The sequence below is a fragment of the Actinomycetospora chlora genome (assembly GCF_039542135.1).
GTDB lineage: Bacteria > Actinomycetota > Actinomycetes > Mycobacteriales > Pseudonocardiaceae > Actinomycetospora > Actinomycetospora chlora.
In genome coordinates this window covers 21674-40544 of the sequence record NZ_BAABHO010000012.1, presented here as the reverse complement: position 1 = coordinate 40544, position 18871 = coordinate 21674, and the positions used below count along the sequence as shown (strand labels likewise).

At 76.6% G+C, this 18871-nt stretch carries 19 protein-coding genes; 13 read left to right on the top strand and 6 right to left on the bottom strand.

From position 1 onward, the window contains the following. Positions 1–39: 39 nt before the first annotated feature. The 7 genes from ABD994_RS09670 (at position 40) to ABD994_RS09640 (ending at position 6972) form a co-directional block, all read left to right on the top strand. A complete protein-coding gene (locus tag ABD994_RS09670) occupies positions 40–573 on the top strand; it encodes an HAD-IIIA family hydrolase (RefSeq protein ID WP_345413499.1) in 534 nt (177 codons plus the stop codon). Beyond that, entirely contained in the window at positions 570–1634 is a 1065-nt protein-coding gene (locus ABD994_RS09665) for a glycosyltransferase family 9 protein (protein ID WP_345413496.1), read from the top strand. Before ABD994_RS09670 ends, ABD994_RS09665 begins: the two co-directional genes overlap by 4 nt. Before the next feature lie 126 nt (positions 1635–1760). Continuing rightward, entirely contained in the window at positions 1761–2777 is a 1017-nt protein-coding gene (locus ABD994_RS09660; protein WP_345413637.1) for a glycosyltransferase, read from the top strand. A 160-nt stretch (positions 2778–2937) separates the two neighbouring features. After that, positions 2938–4173 (top strand): glycosyltransferase, encoded by a 1236-nt coding sequence (locus ABD994_RS09655; protein ID WP_345413494.1) that lies wholly within the window; start codon positions 2938–2940, stop codon positions 4171–4173. Continuing rightward, positions 4170–4796 carry a D-sedoheptulose-7-phosphate isomerase gene (locus ABD994_RS09650; RefSeq protein ID WP_345413492.1) on the top strand — a complete coding sequence of 209 codons (627 nt, stop codon included), beginning with the start codon at positions 4170–4172 and terminating at the stop codon, positions 4794–4796. Before ABD994_RS09655 ends, ABD994_RS09650 begins: the two co-directional genes overlap by 4 nt. Next, positions 4793–6220 carry a PfkB family carbohydrate kinase gene (locus tag ABD994_RS09645; protein ID WP_345413491.1) on the top strand — a complete coding sequence of 476 codons (1428 nt, stop codon included), beginning with the start codon at positions 4793–4795 and terminating at the stop codon, positions 6218–6220. Before ABD994_RS09650 ends, ABD994_RS09645 begins: the two co-directional genes overlap by 4 nt. Continuing rightward, entirely contained in the window at positions 6217–6972 is a 756-nt protein-coding gene (locus ABD994_RS09640) for an SDR family oxidoreductase (protein ID WP_345413489.1), read from the top strand. Before ABD994_RS09645 ends, ABD994_RS09640 begins: the two co-directional genes overlap by 4 nt. An 8-nt stretch (positions 6973–6980) precedes the next feature. On the opposite strand, the gene ABD994_RS09635 is transcribed toward ABD994_RS09640, so the two are convergent. Further along, positions 6981–7373, bottom strand: a complete 393-nt coding sequence (locus ABD994_RS09635; RefSeq protein ID WP_345413487.1) for an STAS domain-containing protein — start codon at positions 7371–7373, stop codon at positions 6981–6983. A 143-nt stretch (positions 7374–7516) separates the two neighbouring features. Between ABD994_RS09635 and rfaE2 the strand changes: the two genes are divergently transcribed. From rfaE2 to ABD994_RS09620, 3 genes are all read left to right on the top strand, one after another. Then, positions 7517–9088, top strand: a complete 1572-nt coding sequence (rfaE2, locus tag ABD994_RS09630) for a D-glycero-beta-D-manno-heptose 1-phosphate adenylyltransferase (protein ID WP_345413485.1) — start codon at positions 7517–7519, stop codon at positions 9086–9088. Then, on the top strand, positions 9081–9911 hold the full coding sequence (locus ABD994_RS09625; protein ID WP_345413483.1) for a glycosyltransferase family 2 protein: 831 nt from the start codon (positions 9081–9083) through the stop codon (positions 9909–9911). The genes rfaE2 and ABD994_RS09625 overlap by 8 nt, the downstream gene beginning before the upstream one ends. Before the next feature lie 81 nt (positions 9912–9992). Continuing rightward, on the top strand, positions 9993–10946 hold the full coding sequence (locus ABD994_RS09620; protein ID WP_345413481.1) for a type IV toxin-antitoxin system AbiEi family antitoxin domain-containing protein: 954 nt from the start codon (positions 9993–9995) through the stop codon (positions 10944–10946). Between the two features lie 24 nt (positions 10947–10970). Here ABD994_RS09620 and malQ read toward each other — a convergent pair whose 3' ends face one another. The 3 genes from malQ to ABD994_RS09605 all read right to left on the bottom strand — a co-directional run bounded on the left by malQ (position 10971) and on the right by ABD994_RS09605 (position 15108). Beyond that, positions 10971–12911, bottom strand: coding sequence for a 4-alpha-glucanotransferase (gene malQ / locus ABD994_RS09615; RefSeq protein WP_345413479.1), 1941 nt, complete (start codon positions 12909–12911; stop codon positions 10971–10973). 67 nt (positions 12912–12978) lie between these two features. After that, positions 12979–13311, bottom strand: a complete 333-nt coding sequence (locus ABD994_RS09610; protein WP_345413477.1) for a hypothetical protein — start codon at positions 13309–13311, stop codon at positions 12979–12981. A 93-nt stretch (positions 13312–13404) separates the two neighbouring features. Next, complete coding sequence (locus ABD994_RS09605) at positions 13405–15108, bottom strand: RecQ family ATP-dependent DNA helicase (protein WP_345413475.1); 1704 nt, start codon at positions 15106–15108, stop codon at positions 13405–13407. A gap of 96 nt (positions 15109–15204) precedes the next feature. On the opposite strand from ABD994_RS09605, the gene ABD994_RS09600 reads away from it, so the two are divergent. Then, positions 15205–16290 (top strand): DNA topoisomerase IB, encoded by a 1086-nt coding sequence (locus tag ABD994_RS09600; protein ID WP_345413473.1) that lies wholly within the window; start codon positions 15205–15207, stop codon positions 16288–16290. 6 nt (positions 16291–16296) lie between these two features. Here the strand turns inward: ABD994_RS09600 and ABD994_RS09595 are convergent, their stop codons facing one another. Beyond that, positions 16297–17109 (bottom strand): ATP-binding protein, encoded by an 813-nt coding sequence (locus ABD994_RS09595; RefSeq protein WP_345413471.1) that lies wholly within the window; start codon positions 17107–17109, stop codon positions 16297–16299. A gap of 111 nt (positions 17110–17220) precedes the next feature. Between ABD994_RS09595 and ABD994_RS09590 the strand changes: the two genes are divergently transcribed. Continuing rightward, positions 17221–17709 (top strand): proteasome activator, encoded by a 489-nt coding sequence (locus ABD994_RS09590; protein ID WP_345413635.1) that lies wholly within the window; start codon positions 17221–17223, stop codon positions 17707–17709. A 15-nt stretch (positions 17710–17724) separates the two neighbouring features. On the opposite strand, the gene ABD994_RS09585 is transcribed toward ABD994_RS09590, so the two are convergent. Further along, positions 17725–18054, bottom strand: coding sequence for a WhiB family transcriptional regulator (locus ABD994_RS09585; RefSeq protein ID WP_345413468.1), 330 nt, complete (start codon positions 18052–18054; stop codon positions 17725–17727). A 379-nt stretch (positions 18055–18433) separates the two neighbouring features. On the opposite strand from ABD994_RS09585, the gene ABD994_RS09580 reads away from it, so the two are divergent. Then, on the top strand, positions 18434–18799 hold the full coding sequence (locus ABD994_RS09580) for an anti-sigma factor antagonist (protein ID WP_165825783.1): 366 nt from the start codon (positions 18434–18436) through the stop codon (positions 18797–18799). Positions 18800–18871: the final 72 nt, after the last annotated feature.

The window sequence follows — 18871 nt, the reverse complement described above, 5'->3', positions numbered from 1 at the left end:
CGCTGCGACCACCCCGCACCCGTGGTGAGCTGCGCGTCCGTGAGCGCGCGCCCCCGTGCGGTGCTGTTCGACCGTGACGGCACCCTCGTCGACGACGTCCCCTACAACGGCGACCCCGACCTCGTGCGCCCGGTGCCGACCGCCGCGGCCGCGCTGGCGCGGCTGCGGACGGCGGGCGTCCCGATCGGGGTGGTGAGCAACCAGTCCGGGGTGGCCCGCGGTCTGCTGACCACGGCGCAGGTGGCGGCCGTCAACGAGCGGGTCGCCGCGCTGCTCGGCCCGTTCGCGGACTGGCGCTGGTGCCCGCACGGGGCCGGCGACGGGTGCACTTGCCGCAAGCCCGCACCCGGGATGGTGCTCGCGGCCGCCGCGGCGCTGGGCGTTGCGCCGGCCGAGGTCGCCGTCGTCGGGGACATCGCCGCCGACGTCGGCGCGGCCGACGCGGCCGGCGCCCGCGCGGTGCTCGTGCCGACGCCGGCCACCCGCACCGAGGAGGTCGACGACGCCCGCGCGCGCGGCATCCTCGCCGACGACCTGCTGGGCGCGGTCGAGCTGCTGGGGTTCGGGGCATGACCCGCGTGCTGGTGGTCCGGCTCGACAGCGACGGCGACGTCCTGCTGTCCGGGCCCGCCGTCCGCGCCGTCGCGGCCGGCGCCGACGAGGTGGTCGCGCTCGTCGGGCCGCGCGGCCGCCAGGCGGCGGGCCTGCTGCCCGGGGTGGACGCCGTCACCGTCTGGCGCTGCGCGTGGGTCGACGGGGAGCCGCCGCCGGTGACGCGGGCGGACACCCTCGCGGTGGTCGACGCCCTCGCCGCGCTGCGGATCGACGAGGCCGTGGTGCTCACCTCGTTCCACCAGTCGCCGCTGCCGACCGCGCTCGTCCTGCGGCTGGCCGGTATCCCCCGGATCACCGCGGCGTCGGTCGACTACCCCGGCAGCCTCCTCGACGTCCGGCTGCGCCCGGGCGACCCGGTGCTCGACCCGACCGTCGACCTGCCCGACGACCTGCCCGAGGCCGAGCGGGCCGTGGCGATCGCGGCGCGCGCCGGCTACCCCCTGCCGGCCGGCGACGACGGCCGGCTCGCGGTGGCTCTCGACGACGAGGCGCGCGCGCAGGCCGCCGCCCTGCTCGCGGCGCGGGACGTCACGGGCGACTACGTGGTGCTGCACCCGGGCGCGTCGGTGCCGGCCCGCGCGTGGTCGCCGCACCGCGCGGCCGAGGGCGTCGCGGCGCTGGCGGCGGCCGGGCACCGGGTGGTCGTGACCGGCGCGCCGGGGGAGTCCGACCTCACCGCGGCGGTCGCCGGGCGCGACGGTGTCGACCTCGGCGGGCGCACCGGGTTCGGGTCGCTGGCCGCCGTGCTCGCGGGCGCGCGGGCCGTGGTGGTGGGCAACACGGGGCCGGCGCACCTCGCCTCCGCGGTCGGTGTGCCGGTGGTCTCGCTGTTCGCCCCGGTGGTGCCGCCCGAGCGGTGGGCTCCCTACGGAGTGCGACGGATTCTGCTCGGCGACCAGGACGCGCCGTGCCGCGGGACGCGGGCCCGGACGTGCCCCGTGCCTGGTCATCCGTGCCTCGACACGGTGCGGGGTGCACATATCGTCGACGCCGTCGCCACTCTCGTGCACGGAGAGTAGTAGTTCGGTGGGCGGAGTTTATCGGTTCGACGCGGTACCAATACCTCGCCGGTGACCTACCCGTCCGACCCGACCACGGCCTCCGCGCCGGTCCCGGAACCAGCCCCGGGCCCGGCACGCACCGTCCTGCACTGGCACGTCCACGGCTCGTGGACGACGGCCTTCGTGCAGGGGCAGCACACGTGCCTGCTGCCGGTGCTGCCCGAGGGCGGGCCGTGGGGCGGGGGACGGCCGGCGGCGTGGGACTGGCCCGCGCGGGCCGAGGAGGCCACCCCGGAGCAGCTGCGCGATCGCGCCGACGAGATCGACGTCGTCGTGCTCCAGCGCCCCGAGGAGATCGAGCTCACCGAGCGCTGGACCGGCCGGCGGCCGGGTCGCGACCTGCCCGCGGTGTTCGTCGAGCACAACACGCCCAAGGGCGACGTGCCGACCACGCGACACCCGCTGGCCGACCGGGACGACATCCCGGTCGTGCACGTCACGCACTTCAACGCCCTGGTGTGGGACACCGGCCGCGCGCCGGTCCGGGTGATCGAGCACGGCGTGCCCGACCCCGGGCACCGCTTCACCGGCGAGCTCGACCGGGCGGCGGTCGTCGTCAACGAGCCCGTCCGGCGCGGCCGTGTCACGGGCACCGACCTGCTGGCGGGCTTCGCCGACCACGTCGGTCTCGACGTCTACGGGATCGGCAGCGAGCGCCTCGGCGAGGCCGTCACGCACCCCCGGATCGCGATCGGGGGCGACCTGCCGCAGGACCGGTTGCACACCGAGATGGCCCGGCACCGCGTCTACCTGCACCCCGTGCGGTGGACGTCGCTCGGCCTGTCCCTGATCGAGGCGATGATGCTCGGCATGCCGGTGGTGGCGCTGGCCACCACCGAGGCCGCGGTCGACGTGCCGGCCGCCGCGGGCGTCGTCGCCACCGACCTGCAGGTCCTGCGCGAGGGCCTGCGCACCTACCGCGACGACCCCGGGCTCGCCCGCGCCGCGGGCGCCGCCGGACGGGCCTCGGCGCTGGCCCGGCACGGGGTCGGCCGCTTCCTCGACGACTGGGAGCGGCTGTTCGACGAGCTGATCGGGAGCGGGTCCGGCGCGCGGCGCGACCGCGTCCGGGATCCGTACCGGCTGGAACCCGCGATCTGACCTCCGTCTGACCCGCTGAACCACCCGAGAGCACGGACCGGCGAGGGCGCCGGCCCCGGTGCTCGACGTCCCGGTGCCCGACGCCCCGGGGCGACCGGCCCGGCCGGTCCCGTCCCCGATCCACGACCCGGCCCCCGCACGGGCCGAGGGAGGAGTGCGCATGCGGATCGCCATGGTGTCCGAGCACGCCAGCCCGCTGGCCGCTGCGGCCGGCCTGGGCGGCGCCGACGCCGGCGGCCAGAACGTCGCCGTGCGCGCGCTGGCGCTGTCCCTGGCCGCCGCCGGCCACGAGATCGTCGTCCACACCCGCCGGACCGACCCCCGCACGCCGCGCCGCGTCGTCATGGCGCCGGGCGTGACCGTCGACCACGTGGACGCCGGTCCCGCCCGCGAGCTGCCCAAGGACGCGCTCGTCGACCTCATGGACGAGTTCTCCGCCGAGCTGGCGGCGTGCTGGCGCACCGAGCGGCCCGACGTCGTGCACGCGCACTTCTGGATGTCCGGGATGGCCGCGCTGCCGGCCGCCCGCGCGCTGGGCGTGCCGGTGGTGCAGACCTTCCACGCGCTCGGCTCGGTCAAGCGTCGCCACCAGGGCGCCGACGACACCAGCCCGGCCCGGCGCGTCGCGGTGGAGAGCGACCTCGGCGCGTCGGTCGACCGCGTGCTCGCCACCTGCCGCGAGGAGGTCGACGAGCTCGTCGCGCTCGGCGTCCCGGCCGACCGGGTGACGGTGGTGCCGTGCGGGGTGGACGTGGACCACTTCCGGCCGACGGGGGACGTCGCGCCCCGCGAGGGCGGGTTCCGGGTGCTCAGCGTCAGCCGCCTCGTGCCGCGCAAGGGCGTCGGCACGATCATCGCCGCGCTCGCGGCGCTGCCCGACGACGTCGAGCTGGTCGTCGCGGGCGGACCCGCGCCCGAGGACCTCGACGACGACCCCGAGGTCGCCCGGCTGCGCGGGCTCGCCCGCAGCGCCGGCGTCGAGCACCGCGTGCGCTTCGTCGGCTCGGTCAGCCAGGACGCCCTGCCCGCGCTCTACCGCTCGGCCGACGCCGTCGTCTGCGTCCCGGCCTACGAGCCGTTCGGCCTGGTGCCGCTCGAGGCGATGGCGTGCGCCCGCCCCGTGGTCGCGGCGGAGGTCGGCGGGCTCGCCGACACCGTCGTGCACGGCGTCACCGGCCACCACGTCGCCCCCGGCGACCCGGCCGCGGTCGCCCGCGCCCTCGACGGGCTGCGCGCCCACCCGCGCCGCGCCCGGGCGCAGGGCCGCGCCGGGCGTCGCCGCGCGGAGGCCGAGTACGGCTGGGACCGCGTCGCCGCGGCCCACGAGCGCATCTACGGCGAGGTGGTGGCCGCCGTGCCCTCCCTCGGTGCCCTGACCACGGGGAGCCCGGCATGACCCCCGCCAGGACCGATCCGGCAGCGATCGTGGCGACCCACCTCGGCGGCCTGCGCGCCACCCTCGACGGGCTGGCGGGCGAGGCCCCCCGCATCGAGCGGTGGGGCACCGAGCTCGCCGACCGCCTGCGCCGCGGTCAGCGCCTGCTCGCCGCCGGCAACGGCGGCAGTGCGGCCGAGGCCCAGCACCTGACCGCCGAGCTGGTCGGGCGCTACCGCGGCGAGCGCGAGCCGCTGTCGGCCTTCGCGCTGCACGCCGACACCTCGACGATCACCGCGCTGGGCAACGACTACGGCTACGAGGAGGTCTTCGCCCGCCAGGTCCGCGCCCACGGCCGGCCCGGCGACGTCCTCGTGCTGCTGTCCACCAGCGGCCGCAGCCCGAACCTCGTCGCCGCGGCCGAGGCCGCGAAGGCCCTCGGGATCACCGTGTGGGCGCTGACCGGGCCGGGGCCCAACCCGCTCGCGGACACCGCCACCGAGGCGCTGTGCCTGCCCGGCGAGACGCCCTCGGTGCAGGAGGCGCACCTGGTGACCGTGCACCTGCTGTGCGAGATGGTCGACCGCCGGCTCGCGCAGCGCCCCGCGGTGGTGGCGCGGATGACCGAGGAGCTCGTGCCGTGAGCCCCCGCACCCGGTCCTCGATCGTCGTGGTCGGCGACTGCCTGCGCGACGTCGACGTGTTCGGTGTCGTCGAGCGGCTCTGTCCCGACGCGCCCGCCCCCGTGCTCGCCGCCGACCGGCGCCGCGAGCGCCCCGGCGGCGCGGGACTGACCGCGCTGCTCGCGGCGCGCAGCACCGCGCGCCCGGTGCGCCTGGTCACCGCGCTCGGGGCCGACGCCGACGAGCTCCGCGCGCTGCTGGTGGGCGTCGACGTCGTCGCCGTGGACGCGGGCGGCACCACCCCGACCAAGACCCGGATGCTCGCCGACGACCGCGTGCTGCTGCGCGTCGACTCCGGGGGCCTGTCGTCGTTCGACGCGGGCGCCGAGGTGGCCGAGGCGATCGCCGGTGCCGGTGTCGTGCTGGTGTCGGACTACGGGCGGGGGATGACCGCCGACCCGGCCGTCCGCGAGGCGCTCACCGCCGCCGCGGCCCGCGTGCCGGTGGTGTGGGACCCGCACCCGAACGGCGCCCCGCCCGTCCCCGGCGCCACCCTCGTCACCCCGAACCTGGCTGAGGCCCGTGGCTATGTGCGTGATCTTCCGAGTGATAGCTCAGAAGATCACGCACGAGGGTTCCCGGCCGAGCCCGCCGCGCTGGGGGAGGCCCTGCGTGCGCACTGGGGCGTCGACGCGGTCGCCGTCACCGCCGGCCGCGACGGCGCCGTCCTGCGCGGAGCCACCGGCACGTCGGTGACCCCGGCGCAGCCCGCCCGCGGCGGCGATCCCTGCGGGGCCGGCGACCGGTTCGCCGCGGCCGTCGCCGTCGCGCTGGCCGACGGGTCCGCCGTCGACGAGGCCGTGCGCGCCGCGGTCGCCGCCGCCGCGCGGTTCGTCGCTGCCGGCGGGGCCGCGGCGCTGGACGACGACGTCCCCCCGGACGCCGTCGACACAGCACCCACCGACGTCGTCGCGGCCGCCCGCGCCCGCGGGGCCACCGTCGTCGCCACCGGCGGGTGTTTCGACCTCCTGCACGCCGGGCACGCCCGGACCCTGGCGGCCGCACGGCGTCTCGCCGGCGAGGACGGCGTCCTCGTCGTCTGCCTCAACTCCGACGCCTCGGTCCGCCGGCTCAAGGGCCCCGACCGACCCGTGGTCGCCGAGGCCGACCGCGCCGAGATGCTGCGGGCGCTGGCCGCCGTCGACGCCGTCGAGGTGTTCGACGAGGACGACCCGCGCACCGTGCTCGACCGCCTGCGACCCGATGTCTGGGTCAAGGGCGGCGACTACGCCACCGACGAGCTCCTCGAGACCCCGCTGGTGCACAGCTGGGGCGGCGAGGTGGTGGCCGTGCCCTACCACGCCGGCCGCTCGTCGACCCGGCTCCTCGCGAAGCTCGAGAGCCCGCCGACCACCGCACCCGTCCCCTCCGGAGGAACACCATGACCAGCGCCGCCGCGTCCCCGGTCCCCGCCGTCGACCCCGAGGCCACCCGCGCCGCCGACACGCAGCGCCGGGGCCCGGGCACCGTGCTCGTCACCGGCGGCTCGTCGGGCCTGGGCGCCGCCGTGTGCGAGGCCGTCGTCGCCGCCGGCGGCACGCCGGTCGTGCTCGACGTCAAGGCGCCCGACGCCGGGCACTCCTTCGTCGAGGTCGACCTGGCCGACACCCGCGCCGCCGAGCTCGCCGTCGGCCGCGCCAGCGAGCAGGTCGGCGGCCTCGACGCCGTCGTCACCGCCGCCGGCATCGACCGCTGCGGGCAGCTCGTCGACGTCGACGCCGCCGAGTGGGAGCGCGTCATCGCGGTCAACCTCCTCGGCACCGCCGCCGTCGTGCGCGCCGCCCTGCCGGAGCTGGAGTCCCGCCGCGGCAAGGTCGTCACGGTCTCCTCGACGCTCGGGGTCAAGGCCGTCTCCGACGCGACCGCCTACTGCGCGTCGAAGTTCGGCGTCGTCGGCTTCACCCGCGCGCTGGCCGCCGAGACCGCCGGCCGCGTCGGGGTGACGCTGCTGATCCCCGGCGGCATGTGGACCCACTTCTTCGACGACCGTCCCGACCAGTACAAGCCGGGCGCGGACGCCAAGCTCAACGACCCGGCCCAGACCGCCGACGCCGTGCTCTACGCGCTCACCCGGCCCGCCGGCAGCGAGATCCGCGAGCTGGTGGCGACGTCGTCGGAAGAGGGCTCGTACCCGTGACGGTGACGTCAGCCCAGGCCGGCGGCCGCCGCGTCCGCGTCGGGGTAGGTGTCGAACAGCTCGGTGAGCCCGGTGAGGCTCAGCGCGCGCCCCGCGGTGCGCGGCACCCCGGCCAGGCGCAGCTCGCCCTCACGGGCGATCGCCGACTCGCGCTCGGCGATGAGCAGGGCGAGCCCGGCCGAGCCCATGAAGTCCACGCCCGACAGGTCGAGCACGACGTGCTTCGCGCCGGCGGCCACCTGCTCGCCGATGGCGGCGCGCAGCGGGGCGGCCGTCGCGGTGTCGAGGTCGCCGGTCGGGCTGACGACGGTGATCGCCGGGCCCACGAAGCGGGCCGGGACGGGGTGGGACGCGCCGCCCGTGGTCTCGAGCGAGGTGTCGGTCTGCGGTTCGTCGCCCATCGGCACTCCCGATCCGGGTGGGTCACCCCGTCGGAGACGGAGCGGAGCGCGACAGTACCCACGCCGTCCCGCGAGCGCCGCCCGGCGGGAACGCCTGCCGCCGACCGCACCCGTGTGTGTTCCCCCGGAAGGACGGATCCCTGATGGCCGCTCCCCACCTGCCCCGCGGGGGCGCCGACCGGACCGTCGGGGCCTCCACCGGCACCGTCCCTCCGCTCGCGGACGCGCCGCTCGCCGCCGACCTGCCCGCGCGTCTCGCGGCGGCCGCGCCGCGCGTGGTGGTGCTGGGCGACACCGTGCTCGACCAGTGGCTCACCGGCCCCTCGCGGCGGCTGTCGCGGGAGGGTCCGGTGCCGATCGTCGAGGTCGACCACACCCGCGGCTCGCCCGGCGCCGCAGCCAACACGGCGGCGAACCTCGCGGCGCTCGGCGCGCGGACCCAGCTGGTCTCGGTCCTCGGCGACGACGGCGACGCGGCGATGGTGCGCGAGCTGCTCGCCGGGTACGGCGTCGACACCTCCGGGGTCGTCACCGACCCGACCCGGGAGACCGCGGCCAAGCGCCGGATCCTCGCCGACGACGCGCTCGTGGCGCGCTTCGACACCTCACCGCGCGAGGCACCCGGCGCCCGCACCCGCGAGGCCGTGCACGCGGCCCTGCGCGCGGCGGTGGACGGCGCCGACGCCGTCGTCGTCTGCGACTACGACGGCGGCGTCCTCGACGACGACACGGTCGCGCTCGTGGGGGCGCTGGTCGGCCCGCGCGGGCAGCGGACCTGCCGGCTCGTCGTCGACGCGCACGCCCCGGCCCGCTGGGCGGCGACGCGGCCCGACGTCGTCACCCCCAATGCGGGGGAGGCGGCGCTGCTGCTCGGCCGCGAGCTCGGCGGGCCCGACCGGGTCGCGGCCGCCGAGGCCGCGGGACCCGACCTGCGCGCGCGTTCCGGGGCCGGCGCGGTCGTCGTCACCCTCGACCGCGACGGCGCGCTGCTGCTGCCCGACCCGGCCGGTGAGGAACGCGCGCCGGCGCACCGCACGTTCGCCCGCCCGGCGCCGGAGGCCAACACCTGCGGCGCGGGGGACACGTTCACCGCGGCGCTGTCGCTGGCGCTCGCCGCCGGCACCCCGCTGCCCACCGCCGTCGAGCTGGCCCAGGCCGCCTCGGACGTCGTCGTGGGCCGGCCGGGGACGTCGGTGTGCGGCACCGGCGAGCTCGCCGAGCGCGTCGCCGCGGCCGAGGGCCCGCTGCTGGACGCGGCGTCGCTGGCCGCGGTCGTCGACGAGCAGCGGGTCGCCGGGCGGCGGGTGGTGTTCACCAACGGCTGCTTCGACGTCGTGCACCGCGGGCACGTCGCGTCGCTCAACCAGGCCAAGCGCCTGGGCGACGTGCTGGTCGTCGCGCTGAACTCCGACGCCTCGGTGGCCCGGCTCAAGGGCCCCGAGCGCCCGCTCAACCCGCTGGCCGACCGGGCGGCGGTGATCGGGGCGCTGAGCTGCGTCGACCACGTGACCGCGTTCGACGACGACACCCCCGCCGAGCTGCTCGGGCTGCTGCGCCCGGACGTCTACGCGAAGGGCGGCGACTACACGCCCGAGATGCTGCGCGAGAGCGCGACCGTGCAGTCCTACGGCGGGCGCGTGGTGATCCTCGACTACCTGCCCGACCGGTCGACGACGTCGCTGGTCGACCGCATCCGGGGTGGTCCGGGTGCCTGACGTCGACGTGCTGATCCCGACCCGGGGCCGGCCGGTCGAGCTGGCCACGACCCTGGCCGGGCTGGCCGCGCAGGCGGGGGTCTCGTACCGCGTGGTGGTCTCCGACCAGTCCGACGGCGACCCGTCGTGGGACACCCCGCCCGCGTGGACGCTGATCCGCTGGCTGCGCCGCCGGGGCGTGGAGGTCGACCTGCACCGCCACCTGCCCCCGCGCGGGATGGCCGAGCAGCGGGCGTTCCTGCTCTCGTGCGCGTCGGCGCCGGCGGTGCTCTACCTCGACGACGACGTGTGGCTCGAGCCCGGCGCGGTCGCGCGGCTGCACCGGGCGCTCTCCGAGCTGCGGTGCGGGATGGTCGGCGCGGCGATGCAGGCGCTGGGCCACGCCGAGGACCGGCGGCCGGGCGAGGTGACGTCGTTCGCGCCGTGGTCGGGGCCGGTCGAGCCGGAGACGCTGGTCAAGGACGGCCCGGGCTGGGAGCGGTGGCGGCTGCACAACGCCGCGAACGGGCTGCACCTGGCCGAGTCGCTCGACCTCGACGGCCCGGGCCGCGCCGTCCCGCCGCCCGAGCGGTACGTGCCCTACAAGGTGGCGTGGGTGGCCGGGTGCGTGCTGTTCGACCGCGCGGCGCTGCTGGAGGCCGGGGGGTTCGACTTCTGGCGCGACGTCCCGGCCGACGCCCACGGCGAGGACGTGTACTCCCAGCAGCGGGTCATGGCCCGCCGCGGCGCCGCCGGCATCCTCCCGCCCGGCGCCTACCACCAGGAGTCCCCGACGGCCCTCCCCGACCGCGGCGTCTCGGCCGTCGACGCCCTACGTGCGTGATCTTCTGAGCTATAGCTCGGAAGATCACGCACGAGGAGAAGGCGGTGGAGCCGTGGGGAGGTCTCCTGCGTCGAAGCAGGTATGGACGAATGGGAGACGTGGCGCCAGCTCCGCGCGCAGCAGCACGACGTGGTCACCCGGGCGCAGCTGCTGGCCCAGGGCTTCACCGACGGAGGGATCTCGGCCCAGGTCGACGCCGGGCGGTGGCAGCGGGTGCACGAGGGCGTCTACGCCCTGTTCTCGGGTCCACTGTCGATCGAGGCAGAGCGGATCGCGGCGTTCCTGGCCTGTCGGGGCGTGGCGTTGCTCAGCCACGAGACCGCCGCCGAGCTCCACGGCTTCCTGAAGCCCGACCTCGGACGTCCGGTGCATCTGACGGTCCCGTACGGCACCTCTGACTTCCGGTCCGACGGTCTACGCGTCCACCGTTCGCGGGCCTTCGCGCACATCGGTGAGACGGGCTCGTTCCCGCCGCGGACGAACCGGACGCACACCGTGCTCGATCTCGCCGTGGCGGCGCCGGACGCTGCCGATGCGGTGCGCGTCCTGCACACCTGCGCCCTCGACGCCCGCGTGCACCCCGGCGCGCTCGAGCGCGCCGTGGAACTCCGCCGTCCACCGCGTCACCGTCGAGCGATCAACGATGGCATCGGCCTGCTCCGCGACGGGGTCCTGTCGGTGCTCGAGCACCGTTACCTGGTGGACGTGGAGCAGGCCCACGGGCTCCCTGTCGGGCGCCGTCAGGTCCCGGTCCTCGTCGACGGCGTCCGCCGGTACGAGGACGTCGCCTACGACCTCCCGGGTGGTCGCGCGATCGCGCGGCTCGACGGCTTCGGCTTCCACGGCGACCAGCAGATCGCGCTCATCGACCGCCGTCGCACCGTGGCAGCAGCGCTCGAGCGCACCTTCTCCGTGCCGTTCGGGTGGACCGAGGTCACGTCCTTCGCGTGCCGCACGGCCCGCGAGGTGGAGTCGCTCCTGCGTCCGCTGGGGTGGATCGACCCTTTCCAGAGCTGCCCTTCCTGTCGTGCGTGATCTTCTGAGCTATAGCTCAGAAGATCACGCACGTGCGCGGAGGGCTGAGGCGACGGCGGTGACGCGGGGGTCGGTGAAGAGGTCGTCGAGGGACCGGGAGAGGGGGATGCGCCAGTTCGGGTAGGCGTCGACCGTCCCGGGGAGGTTGGGCTGGCGCACGTCGCCGAGGACGTCGGTGAACGCCGCGAGCACGACCCGCGAGCGCGCCGTCGCCAGCAGCCGGTGCATCGCCAGCACGACGGCGTCGGGGTCGGACGCGTCGACCTCGAACCCCTCGGACCGCAGCAGGTCGAGCAGCTCGGACCGGTCGCGCGCCGCGTCCTCCCGCGCCGCCGGGACGTCCGACAGCACCCCGGCCTCGGCGCGGGCGCGGACGTGCTCGTCGGCCAGGAACCCCGCGGCCGTGGGCAGGTCGTGGGTGGAGATCGACGCCAGCGTGTCGGGGTGCCAGCGCCGCGGGGGCAGCAGCTCGCCGTCGTCGTCGCGCTGGAACCACAGCACCGCGCACCCGAGCATCCCGTGCGACGTCAGCCCCTCGGTGACCTCCGGCTCCACGGTCCCGAGGTCCTCGCCGACCACCACCGCGCCGGCCCGCGACGCCTCGATCGCCACCACCGCGAGCATCGCCCGCGCGTCGTAGTGCACGTACGCGCCCTCGCGCGCCCCGCGGCCCGGCGGGATCCACCACAGCCGCCACAGCCCCGCTACGTGGTCGACACGCAGCCCGTCGGCGTGCCGCAGCACTCCGCGGATCATCGAGCGCAGCGGCGCGTACCCGGACGCGGCGAGCGCGTCCGGGCGCCACGGCGGCAGCGCCCAGTCCTGGCCCTGCTGGTTGAAGTCGTCCGGCGGCGCCCCGACGGTCACGCCCCGCGCCAGCGCGCTCGCGAGCGTCCACGCGTCGGCGCCGCCGGCCGAGCACCCGACGGCGAGGTCGGCGATCAGCCCGACGGCCATGACCGCGCCGGCCGCGTGCGCGGCGGCGAGCTGCGCGTCGGCGAGCTGCAGGGCCCACGCGTGGAACAGCACCCGGTCGGCCAGCTCCCGGCGGGCGTCCGGGACCCCGGCGTCGCCAACGTGCGCCAGCCCCGCCGGCCACGTGTGCAGGTCGCTGCCGTGCCGCTCGGCCAGCGCGTACCAGGTGGCGACGTCGCGCAGCTCCTCGTCGAGCGCGTCGACGTCGGTGGGCGCGGACGTGTCGTACGGGCGCAGCAGCTCCAGCGCGGACCGCTTCGCCGCCCACACCGCGTCGTGGTCGACGAGGTCCCCCGACGGCGGCCGCAGCGCGTCCACCGACGTCCGCACGGACTCCGGCGCCGCGGCGTACGCGGGCAGGTCGGGCACGCGCACGTAGAGCGGGTGCAGGAACCGCCGGCTCGACGGCGAGTACGGCGACGGCTCGACCTCCGGCGCGAGCGCCAGCGCGTGCAGCGGGTTCACCAGCAGCGCCCCCGCCCCCTGCTCGGACGCCGTGCGCCCCAGCAGCGTGGCCAGGTCGCCGTAGTCCCCGCAGCCCCACGACCGCTCCGAGCGCACGGCGTAGAGCTGCACCATCCACCCCCACGTCGGGGCCGGCGGCTCCAGCGCGGGCGGCGCGACGATCAGCGTGACGTCCTGCCCTCCGCAGGCCAGCCGGTGGTACCCGACGGGCAGGTCGGCCGGCAGGGCCTCCCCGACCGACCGCGTCGAGCCGTCCTCCAGCGTCACCGTCCCGGGCGCGGGCAGCGTCCGCCCGGCGCCCTCGTCGACGACGAGCGTCGCCGGCAGCGCGTCCGGGTCGGCGGACCGGACCTCCGCCAGCGCGGACGCGAGCGCACCGGGGCTCGCGGCGTCGACGTCCAGCGCGGCCAGGACGTCGACCACGACGCCGCGGTCGACCTCCACCTCGTCGTCGTTCGCGTCGCGGTAGCGGACCGCCACGCCGTGGGCGGTCGCGAGCTCGAAGAGCTCGGGCTCGACGGGCACCGGGGACTCCTGATCGTCGGGGGAGCGCAGGATGTCAGTCGGGGCGACGCGGCCGGGTCGGGGCCCGTCAGCCCCGGCGGCCGGCCGCGACGCGGCGTCGCGCCCGGGCCCCGACGTCGTCGGCGACGGCACGGGCGGCGGTCGCCGGCCGGCGGACGCGGGTCAGCGCGGTCACGGTGCTCTCGGCGAGACCGGCCAGCGCGGCGGTGGGACGCACGTCCCAGCCGCGGGCGAGCAGGGCGCCGACGAGCTCGCGCGCGGCGACGGTGTCGCGCCGGGCCCGGCGCGCGAGCGGGCGCAGGTCGTCGGGGAGCGGCGGGTCCGCGGCGGGTCCGGTGCCCGGCAGGGCGACGGGGGCGTCGTCGGTCAGTTCCTCGGGGGCGGCGGCCGGCGGCGCCATGGTCGGGATGGTGGGTTCGTGGAGCACGGTCCTCTTTCCTCGCGGTCGTTCCTGCCCGGGGATCGGCCGTGACCCGCTTCACGAAACGTGACGTCAGGCGGGCTCGAGGAGGTGCTTCTCCCGCACCACCGGCAACGAGAGCGTGCGGTACCCGCCCTCGTCGAACAGGACGACGACCGACTCCTCGGCGACCGTCGTCACGGTGCCCCGGCCCCACTGCCCGTGCCGCACGGCCTCGCCGGGGACGGGGTCGCCGTCCGCGCCCGACGCGTCGTGCAGCCCGGCCCGGTCGCCGGGGTCGCCGGGCCGGCCGGCGTCGCACTGGTCGCAGTGGCCGCACGGCTCGTCGCGGGACTCGCCGAGGGCCTCGAGCAGGGTGCGCCGCCGGCAGCCGGTGGCCTCGGCGTAGCGGCGGACCAGCTCGACCTTGCTCTGCTCCCGCTCCCGTCGCCGGGCGACGACCGCCGCGGCCCGCGCGGCGAGGTCGTGCACGTCCCCGCCGTCGCACGACGCGAGCATGTCGCCGGGCGCGAGGCGCCGCCCGGGCAGGCAGCGCACCGCGCCGAGCGCCACGAGCGCCGGGACGGCGCCGGCGAGCGCCGACTTCGAGACCCCGGCCGGCTTCGCCAGCTCGTCGCGGTCGACGCCGTCGGGGTTCTGGCACACCGCGGCGATGACGGCGTGCAGCGCCGACGTGCCCGGGTCGCGGCCGGAGGCGAACAGCTTCGGGCGCGCGAGGTCCTCGGGGCGGTGGAACAGCACCGCCGTCGCGGCCTCTCCGTCGCGTGCCGCGCGCCCGATCTCCTGGTGGTACGCGTCGATCGAGGTCGGGGTGTCGCCGTGCACGACCCAGCGCACGTCGGGCTTGTCGATACCCATCCCGAACGCGCTGGTCGCGACCACGACGGGGACCTCACCGGCCATGAACGCGTCCTGGACCTGCGTGCGCTCCTTCGCCTTCATCCCGCCGTGGTAGGCCTCGGCGGTGATCCCGGCGTCGCGCAGGCGGTCGCGGACCTCGCTGGTGTGGCCGCGGGTCGTCACGTAGACGATGCCGGCGCCCTCGAGTGCGGCCACCTGGTCGCACACCCGCTCCCACTTCGCGTCCTCGTCGTGGACGAGGTGTGCGGCGAGGTGGATCCGCGGGCGGTCCGGGTCGCGCACGACGACGCAGGCGTCGGGGATGCCGAGCAGCTCGAGGATCTCCGCGCGGGCCGGGACCGACGCGGTCGCGGTCAGCCCCAGCACGCGCGGGCGGCCCAGCCGCCGGCGCGCGGCGGCGAGGGTGAGGTAGTCGGGGCGGAAGTCCGGCCCCCAGTCGCAGACGCAGTGGACCTCGTCGATCGCGAGCAGCGTCGGCGCGCCCGCCGCGAGGGCGTCGAGGACGTCGGGGCGCGCCAGCTGCTCGGGGGAGGTGACCAGCACGTCGATGCCGCCGTCGGCGAAGCGCGCGAGGACGGGGTCGCGCTTCACGGTCGAGTTCAGGACCTCGGCGCGCAGCCCGGCGTCGACGAGGTGCGCGACCTGGTCGTGGTGCAGCGACAGCGTCGGCGACACGACGACGGTCGGCCCGCCCAGCACGAGTCCGGTCACGGCGTACACCGCGGTCTTGCCCGCGGCCGGGGGCAGCACGGCGAGGCAGTCGTCGGCGACCGCCCCGAGGACGGCCTCGCGCTGGCCGTCGGAGAGCTCGGCGCCCTCGCCGAGCACGCGCACGACGGCGTCGTCGATCGCGTCGAGCAGGGTGCGGTCGACGGGGCCGCAGGGTCCGAGGAGATCCGCATCGGAGTCGGTCACCGGGCGGTGGTAGCCGATGTCCGTCGCGCGAAAACGGTGGATGTCCCGCGACGGACAGGGCGTTCGCCGCGAACGGCCGATGGGTACGCCCGGCCGGTGCAACTGGTTCACGTGGAGCCCTACGGCCCCGGACTCGGCCGACGCAGGCGTGGCAAGGGGTGGAGCTACTTCGACCGCGAGACCGGCGAGTCCGTCACCGACGCGGCCCACCTCGACCGGATCGCCGCCATCGTCATCCCGCCGGCGTGGCAGGACGTGTGGATCTGCGCCGACCCGTTCGGTCACATCCAGGCCGTCGGCACCGACGCCGCCGGGCGCCGGCAGTACCGCTACCACGACGAGTGGACCCGCCAGCGCAACGCGGAGAAGTTCGTCCGCGTCACCCGTCTCGGCCACGTGATCGGCGAGGCCCGCACCGAGATCGCCGCCCGTCTCACGGGCAGCACGGGTCTGGGCCGTGACCGCGTGCTCGCCGGCGCGGTGTGGATGCTCGACCTCGGCGTCTTCCGCGTCGGGCACGAGGAGTACGCCAGCGAGGACTCGCCGGGCGACGCGTCGTTCGGCCTGGCCACGCTGCGCCGCGAGCACGCCGTGGCCCGCCGCGACGGGGGCGTCGAGTTCCGCTACATCGCCAAGTCGGGCGTGCCGCGGCGCGTGACCCTCCACGACGAGTACGTCCACGCCCTGGTCGGCTCGCTCAAGCGCCGTCGCGGCGGCGGGGAGGACCTCCTGGCCTACCGGCGCGGCGGGCGTGGCGGCGACCGCGGCCCCTGGCACGACGTGACCGCCCAGGACGTCAACGACGCCGTCCGCGAGCTGATCGGCGACGAGTTCACGGCCAAGGACCTGCGGACGTGGAACGCGGGCGTGCAGGCCGCGGTCGCGCTCGCCGGCGAGTGCGACGACACCGGCGGCGTGCCGCGCGCGCAGCGCAAGCAGAAGAGCGCGGTCACCCGCACGATGAAGGCCGTCGCCGAGACGCTCGGCAACACCCCGGCCGTGTGCAAGCGCTCCTACGTCGACCCGGTGCTCGTCACGCACTTCGAGGCGGGTCGCACGATCGCCGCGGCGCTGCGCGAGGCCGGCGGGAAGGACGATCGGGCCATGCGGCTGCACGTCGAGCGCGCCGTGCTCGAGCTGCTCGACGCGCGGGAGACGACCACGATCGTCGCGGCGGCCTGACCCGGCTCAGGCCGTCTCGGTCGTCATCTCGGCCCACACCGTCTTGCCGTCGCGGTGGGCCTCGACGCCCCAGGCGCTGGCCACGGCGGCGACCATCGCGAGGCCGCGCCCCCGGGCGGCGCTCGGGTCGGGCAGGTGCGCCGCGGGCAGCGCGCCGGTGTCGAAGTCGCGCACGGTGAGTCGGAACGTGTGCGCGCGGCGCTCGACCTCGACCACCGACGCGCTCTCGGCGTGCTCGACGGCGTTGGTCACGAGCTCGGTGACGACGATCTCCGCGGCCTCGCGGGCCTCCTCGTCGACCGACCAGCGCGTGCACACCCGCCGCACGTTGCCGCGGGCCTCGCCGGGGGCGCGGGGGTCGATGCCGAAGTTCCAGTAGGAGCGGACGAGCTCGGGGCGCTCGTCGAGGTGCTCGGCCGCGGTGACGACGTCCGGGTACACGGGGACCCGCTGGGAGACCCGCGAGCTCACCAACAGCGCGGCCAGCGTGGGGTCGGGCGCGGCGACGGCGAGCCGGACGGCGGGCCACTCACCGGCCCGGCTGGCGGCCTCGGTGAACGCGTAGACCGCGCCGGAGTGCGTCAGCCGGACCCCGGAGACGTCGGCGACGACCGCGCCGTGCTCCTGGAGCAGCTGGCAGAGACCGTCGACGACGTGGTGGGCCGTGATCTCGGAGAGGGGGCCGGAGAGGGCGAGGACCGCGGGCTCCGTCGACGTCCGGTCCTCGACGACCACCGTGTACCGGTCCGTCGAGCGCCGATCGCGCTCAGTCCCGCCGTCCCCCGTCTGCTCGAGGGCCAGCTCGATCCTTGTGCTCACGACTCACCTCCGGCCCCTGGTACCCCGCCCCCCGAGGGGCCATGCGCGCCGTCGCGGACGCGTCGGGGACGGGTGCGCGTCGACGCGACGCACGGTCGCCGGCACGCCATCATGGTCGCCATGAGCGAGCAGGACGACCGGCCCTCCTCCGCCCTCGCGGCGGCCGCGGCGTCGGGCGCCGGGGACGGCGCCGGCACCGGTGACCTGGTGGCCTCGCCGGGCGCGGTGATGCGGGTGGCGGGGATGGTCGGCAAGCTCGTCGAGGAGGTCCGGGCCGCGCCGCTCGACGAGGCGGGCCGCTCCCGGCTGGCCGACATCCACGAGCGCTCGATCCGCGAGCTCGAACAGGGCCTCGCCCCGGAGCTGCGCGAGGAGCTGCGCCGCATCACGCTGCCGTTCTCGTCGGAGGCGACGCCGTCGCAGGCGGAGCTGCGGATCGCCCAGGCGCAGCTGCTCGGGTGGCTCGAGGGCCTCTTCCACGGCATCCAGAGCGCCGTGCTCGCGCAGCAGATGGCGGCGCGGGGCCAGCTCGAGCAGATGCGTCAGGGACGCGGACGCCCCGTCGCGGGTGGCGACGGGGGCGGCGGCCAGTACCTCTGACCCGGTGGCCCGGGGTCAGCGGGCCTCGTAGACGACGGCGCCCGCGGGCTCGTGCGGGCCGTGCACGGCGCGGCCGCCCCGCAGGGCGAGCCGGCGCTCGTCCTCGGTGAGACCGCCCCACACGCCGTAGGGCTCGCGGGTGGCGAGCGCGTGCCGGCGGCAGGGCTCGATCACCGGGCACCCGGCGCAGACCTTCTTGGCCTCGGAGGCGCGGTGCTCACGACGTGGGCCGCGCTCGCCGTCGGGGTGGAAGAAGAAGCTCGAGTCCATCCCGCGGCACGCGCCGTGCAGCTGCCAGTCCCACTCGTCGATGATGGGACCGGGCAGGAGTCGGACGTCAGCCATGGCGAACCTCCCAGTCGGGGCGCCCGACCGGAGGGGACGTCCCCCGGCACGGCAGTGGCAGCGCCGGTATCCCCGGCTCTCCGCCAGGGCAAACACGCCTGATCGGCCCAACGAGGTCCCCGATCGTGGGGTCCCGGAGCTGGAGATCCCGTGTGGGCGACACGACGGTCACGGCCCGCCCACGGGCGGCTGACGTGCTGGTCGTGTCGGCCCCGGCCGCTCCGGACCCGCTGCGGAGCTGTGACGCGACCGGCCCGGCCGTGAACGCGTCCTGACGGGGGGTGACGAGTAGGCTCACCGGCACGGCAAGTACGTTGCCGCTCACCGACCGACAGTTGCGTCGGTGCACACCCGACAGACCGGAGGGGGACCAGACGCCGTGGCCACCGATGACGACCTCACTGCTGAGGACCCGCTCGGCGTCGACGTGCAGCGGTCGAACGGCGCGTCGGTGATCCGGCTGGCCGGAGAGATCGACATGCTGACGACGCCGGCGTTGCGGGCGAAGGTGAACGAGGAGCTCCAGGGCAAGCCCTCGGTGCTCGTGCTCGACATGCTCTCGGTCGAGTTCCTCGGCTCGAGCGGCCTCGCGCTGCTCGTCGAGGCGCTCGACGAGTCGCGCAACCGCGACGTCGCCCTGCGGCTCGTCGCCAACTCGCGTCCGGTGAGCCGGCCGCTGCAGGCCACGGGCCTCACCGACCTGTTCGCGCTCTACCCGTCGGTCGAGGCAGCCCTCGCCGGATGAGCGGGTGACGGGGGCCTGACGAATCCCCCGTCGACGCCGCTACGGTGACGCCGCCACCGACCCCCTCACCTG

Excerpts from the sequence above, each read along its gene's own strand:
- ABD994_RS09665 (WP_345413496.1), top strand. The coding sequence starts at position 570 with ATGACCCGCGTGCTGGTGGTCCGGCTCGACAGCGACGGCGACGTCCTG.
- ABD994_RS09590 (WP_345413635.1), top strand. The coding sequence starts at position 17,221 with ATGGTCGCCATGAGCGAGCAGGACGACCGGCCCTCCTCCGCCCTCGCG.
- ABD994_RS09640 (WP_345413489.1), top strand. The coding sequence starts at position 6,217 with ATGACCAGCGCCGCCGCGTCCCCGGTCCCCGCCGTCGACCCCGAGGCC.
- rfaE2 (WP_345413485.1), top strand. The coding sequence starts at position 7,517 with ATGGCCGCTCCCCACCTGCCCCGCGGGGGCGCCGACCGGACCGTCGGG.
- ABD994_RS09655 (WP_345413494.1), top strand. The coding sequence starts at position 2,938 with ATGCGGATCGCCATGGTGTCCGAGCACGCCAGCCCGCTGGCCGCTGCG.
- ABD994_RS09620 (WP_345413481.1), top strand. The coding sequence starts at position 9,993 with ATGGACGAATGGGAGACGTGGCGCCAGCTCCGCGCGCAGCAGCACGAC.
- ABD994_RS09650 (WP_345413492.1), top strand. The coding sequence starts at position 4,170 with ATGACCCCCGCCAGGACCGATCCGGCAGCGATCGTGGCGACCCACCTC.
- ABD994_RS09585 (WP_345413468.1), bottom strand. The coding sequence starts at position 18,054 with ATGGCTGACGTCCGACTCCTGCCCGGTCCCATCATCGACGAGTGGGAC.
- ABD994_RS09635 (WP_345413487.1), bottom strand. The coding sequence starts at position 7,373 with ATGGGCGACGAACCGCAGACCGACACCTCGCTCGAGACCACGGGCGGC.
- ABD994_RS09610 (WP_345413477.1), bottom strand. The coding sequence starts at position 13,311 with ATGGCGCCGCCGGCCGCCGCCCCCGAGGAACTGACCGACGACGCCCCC.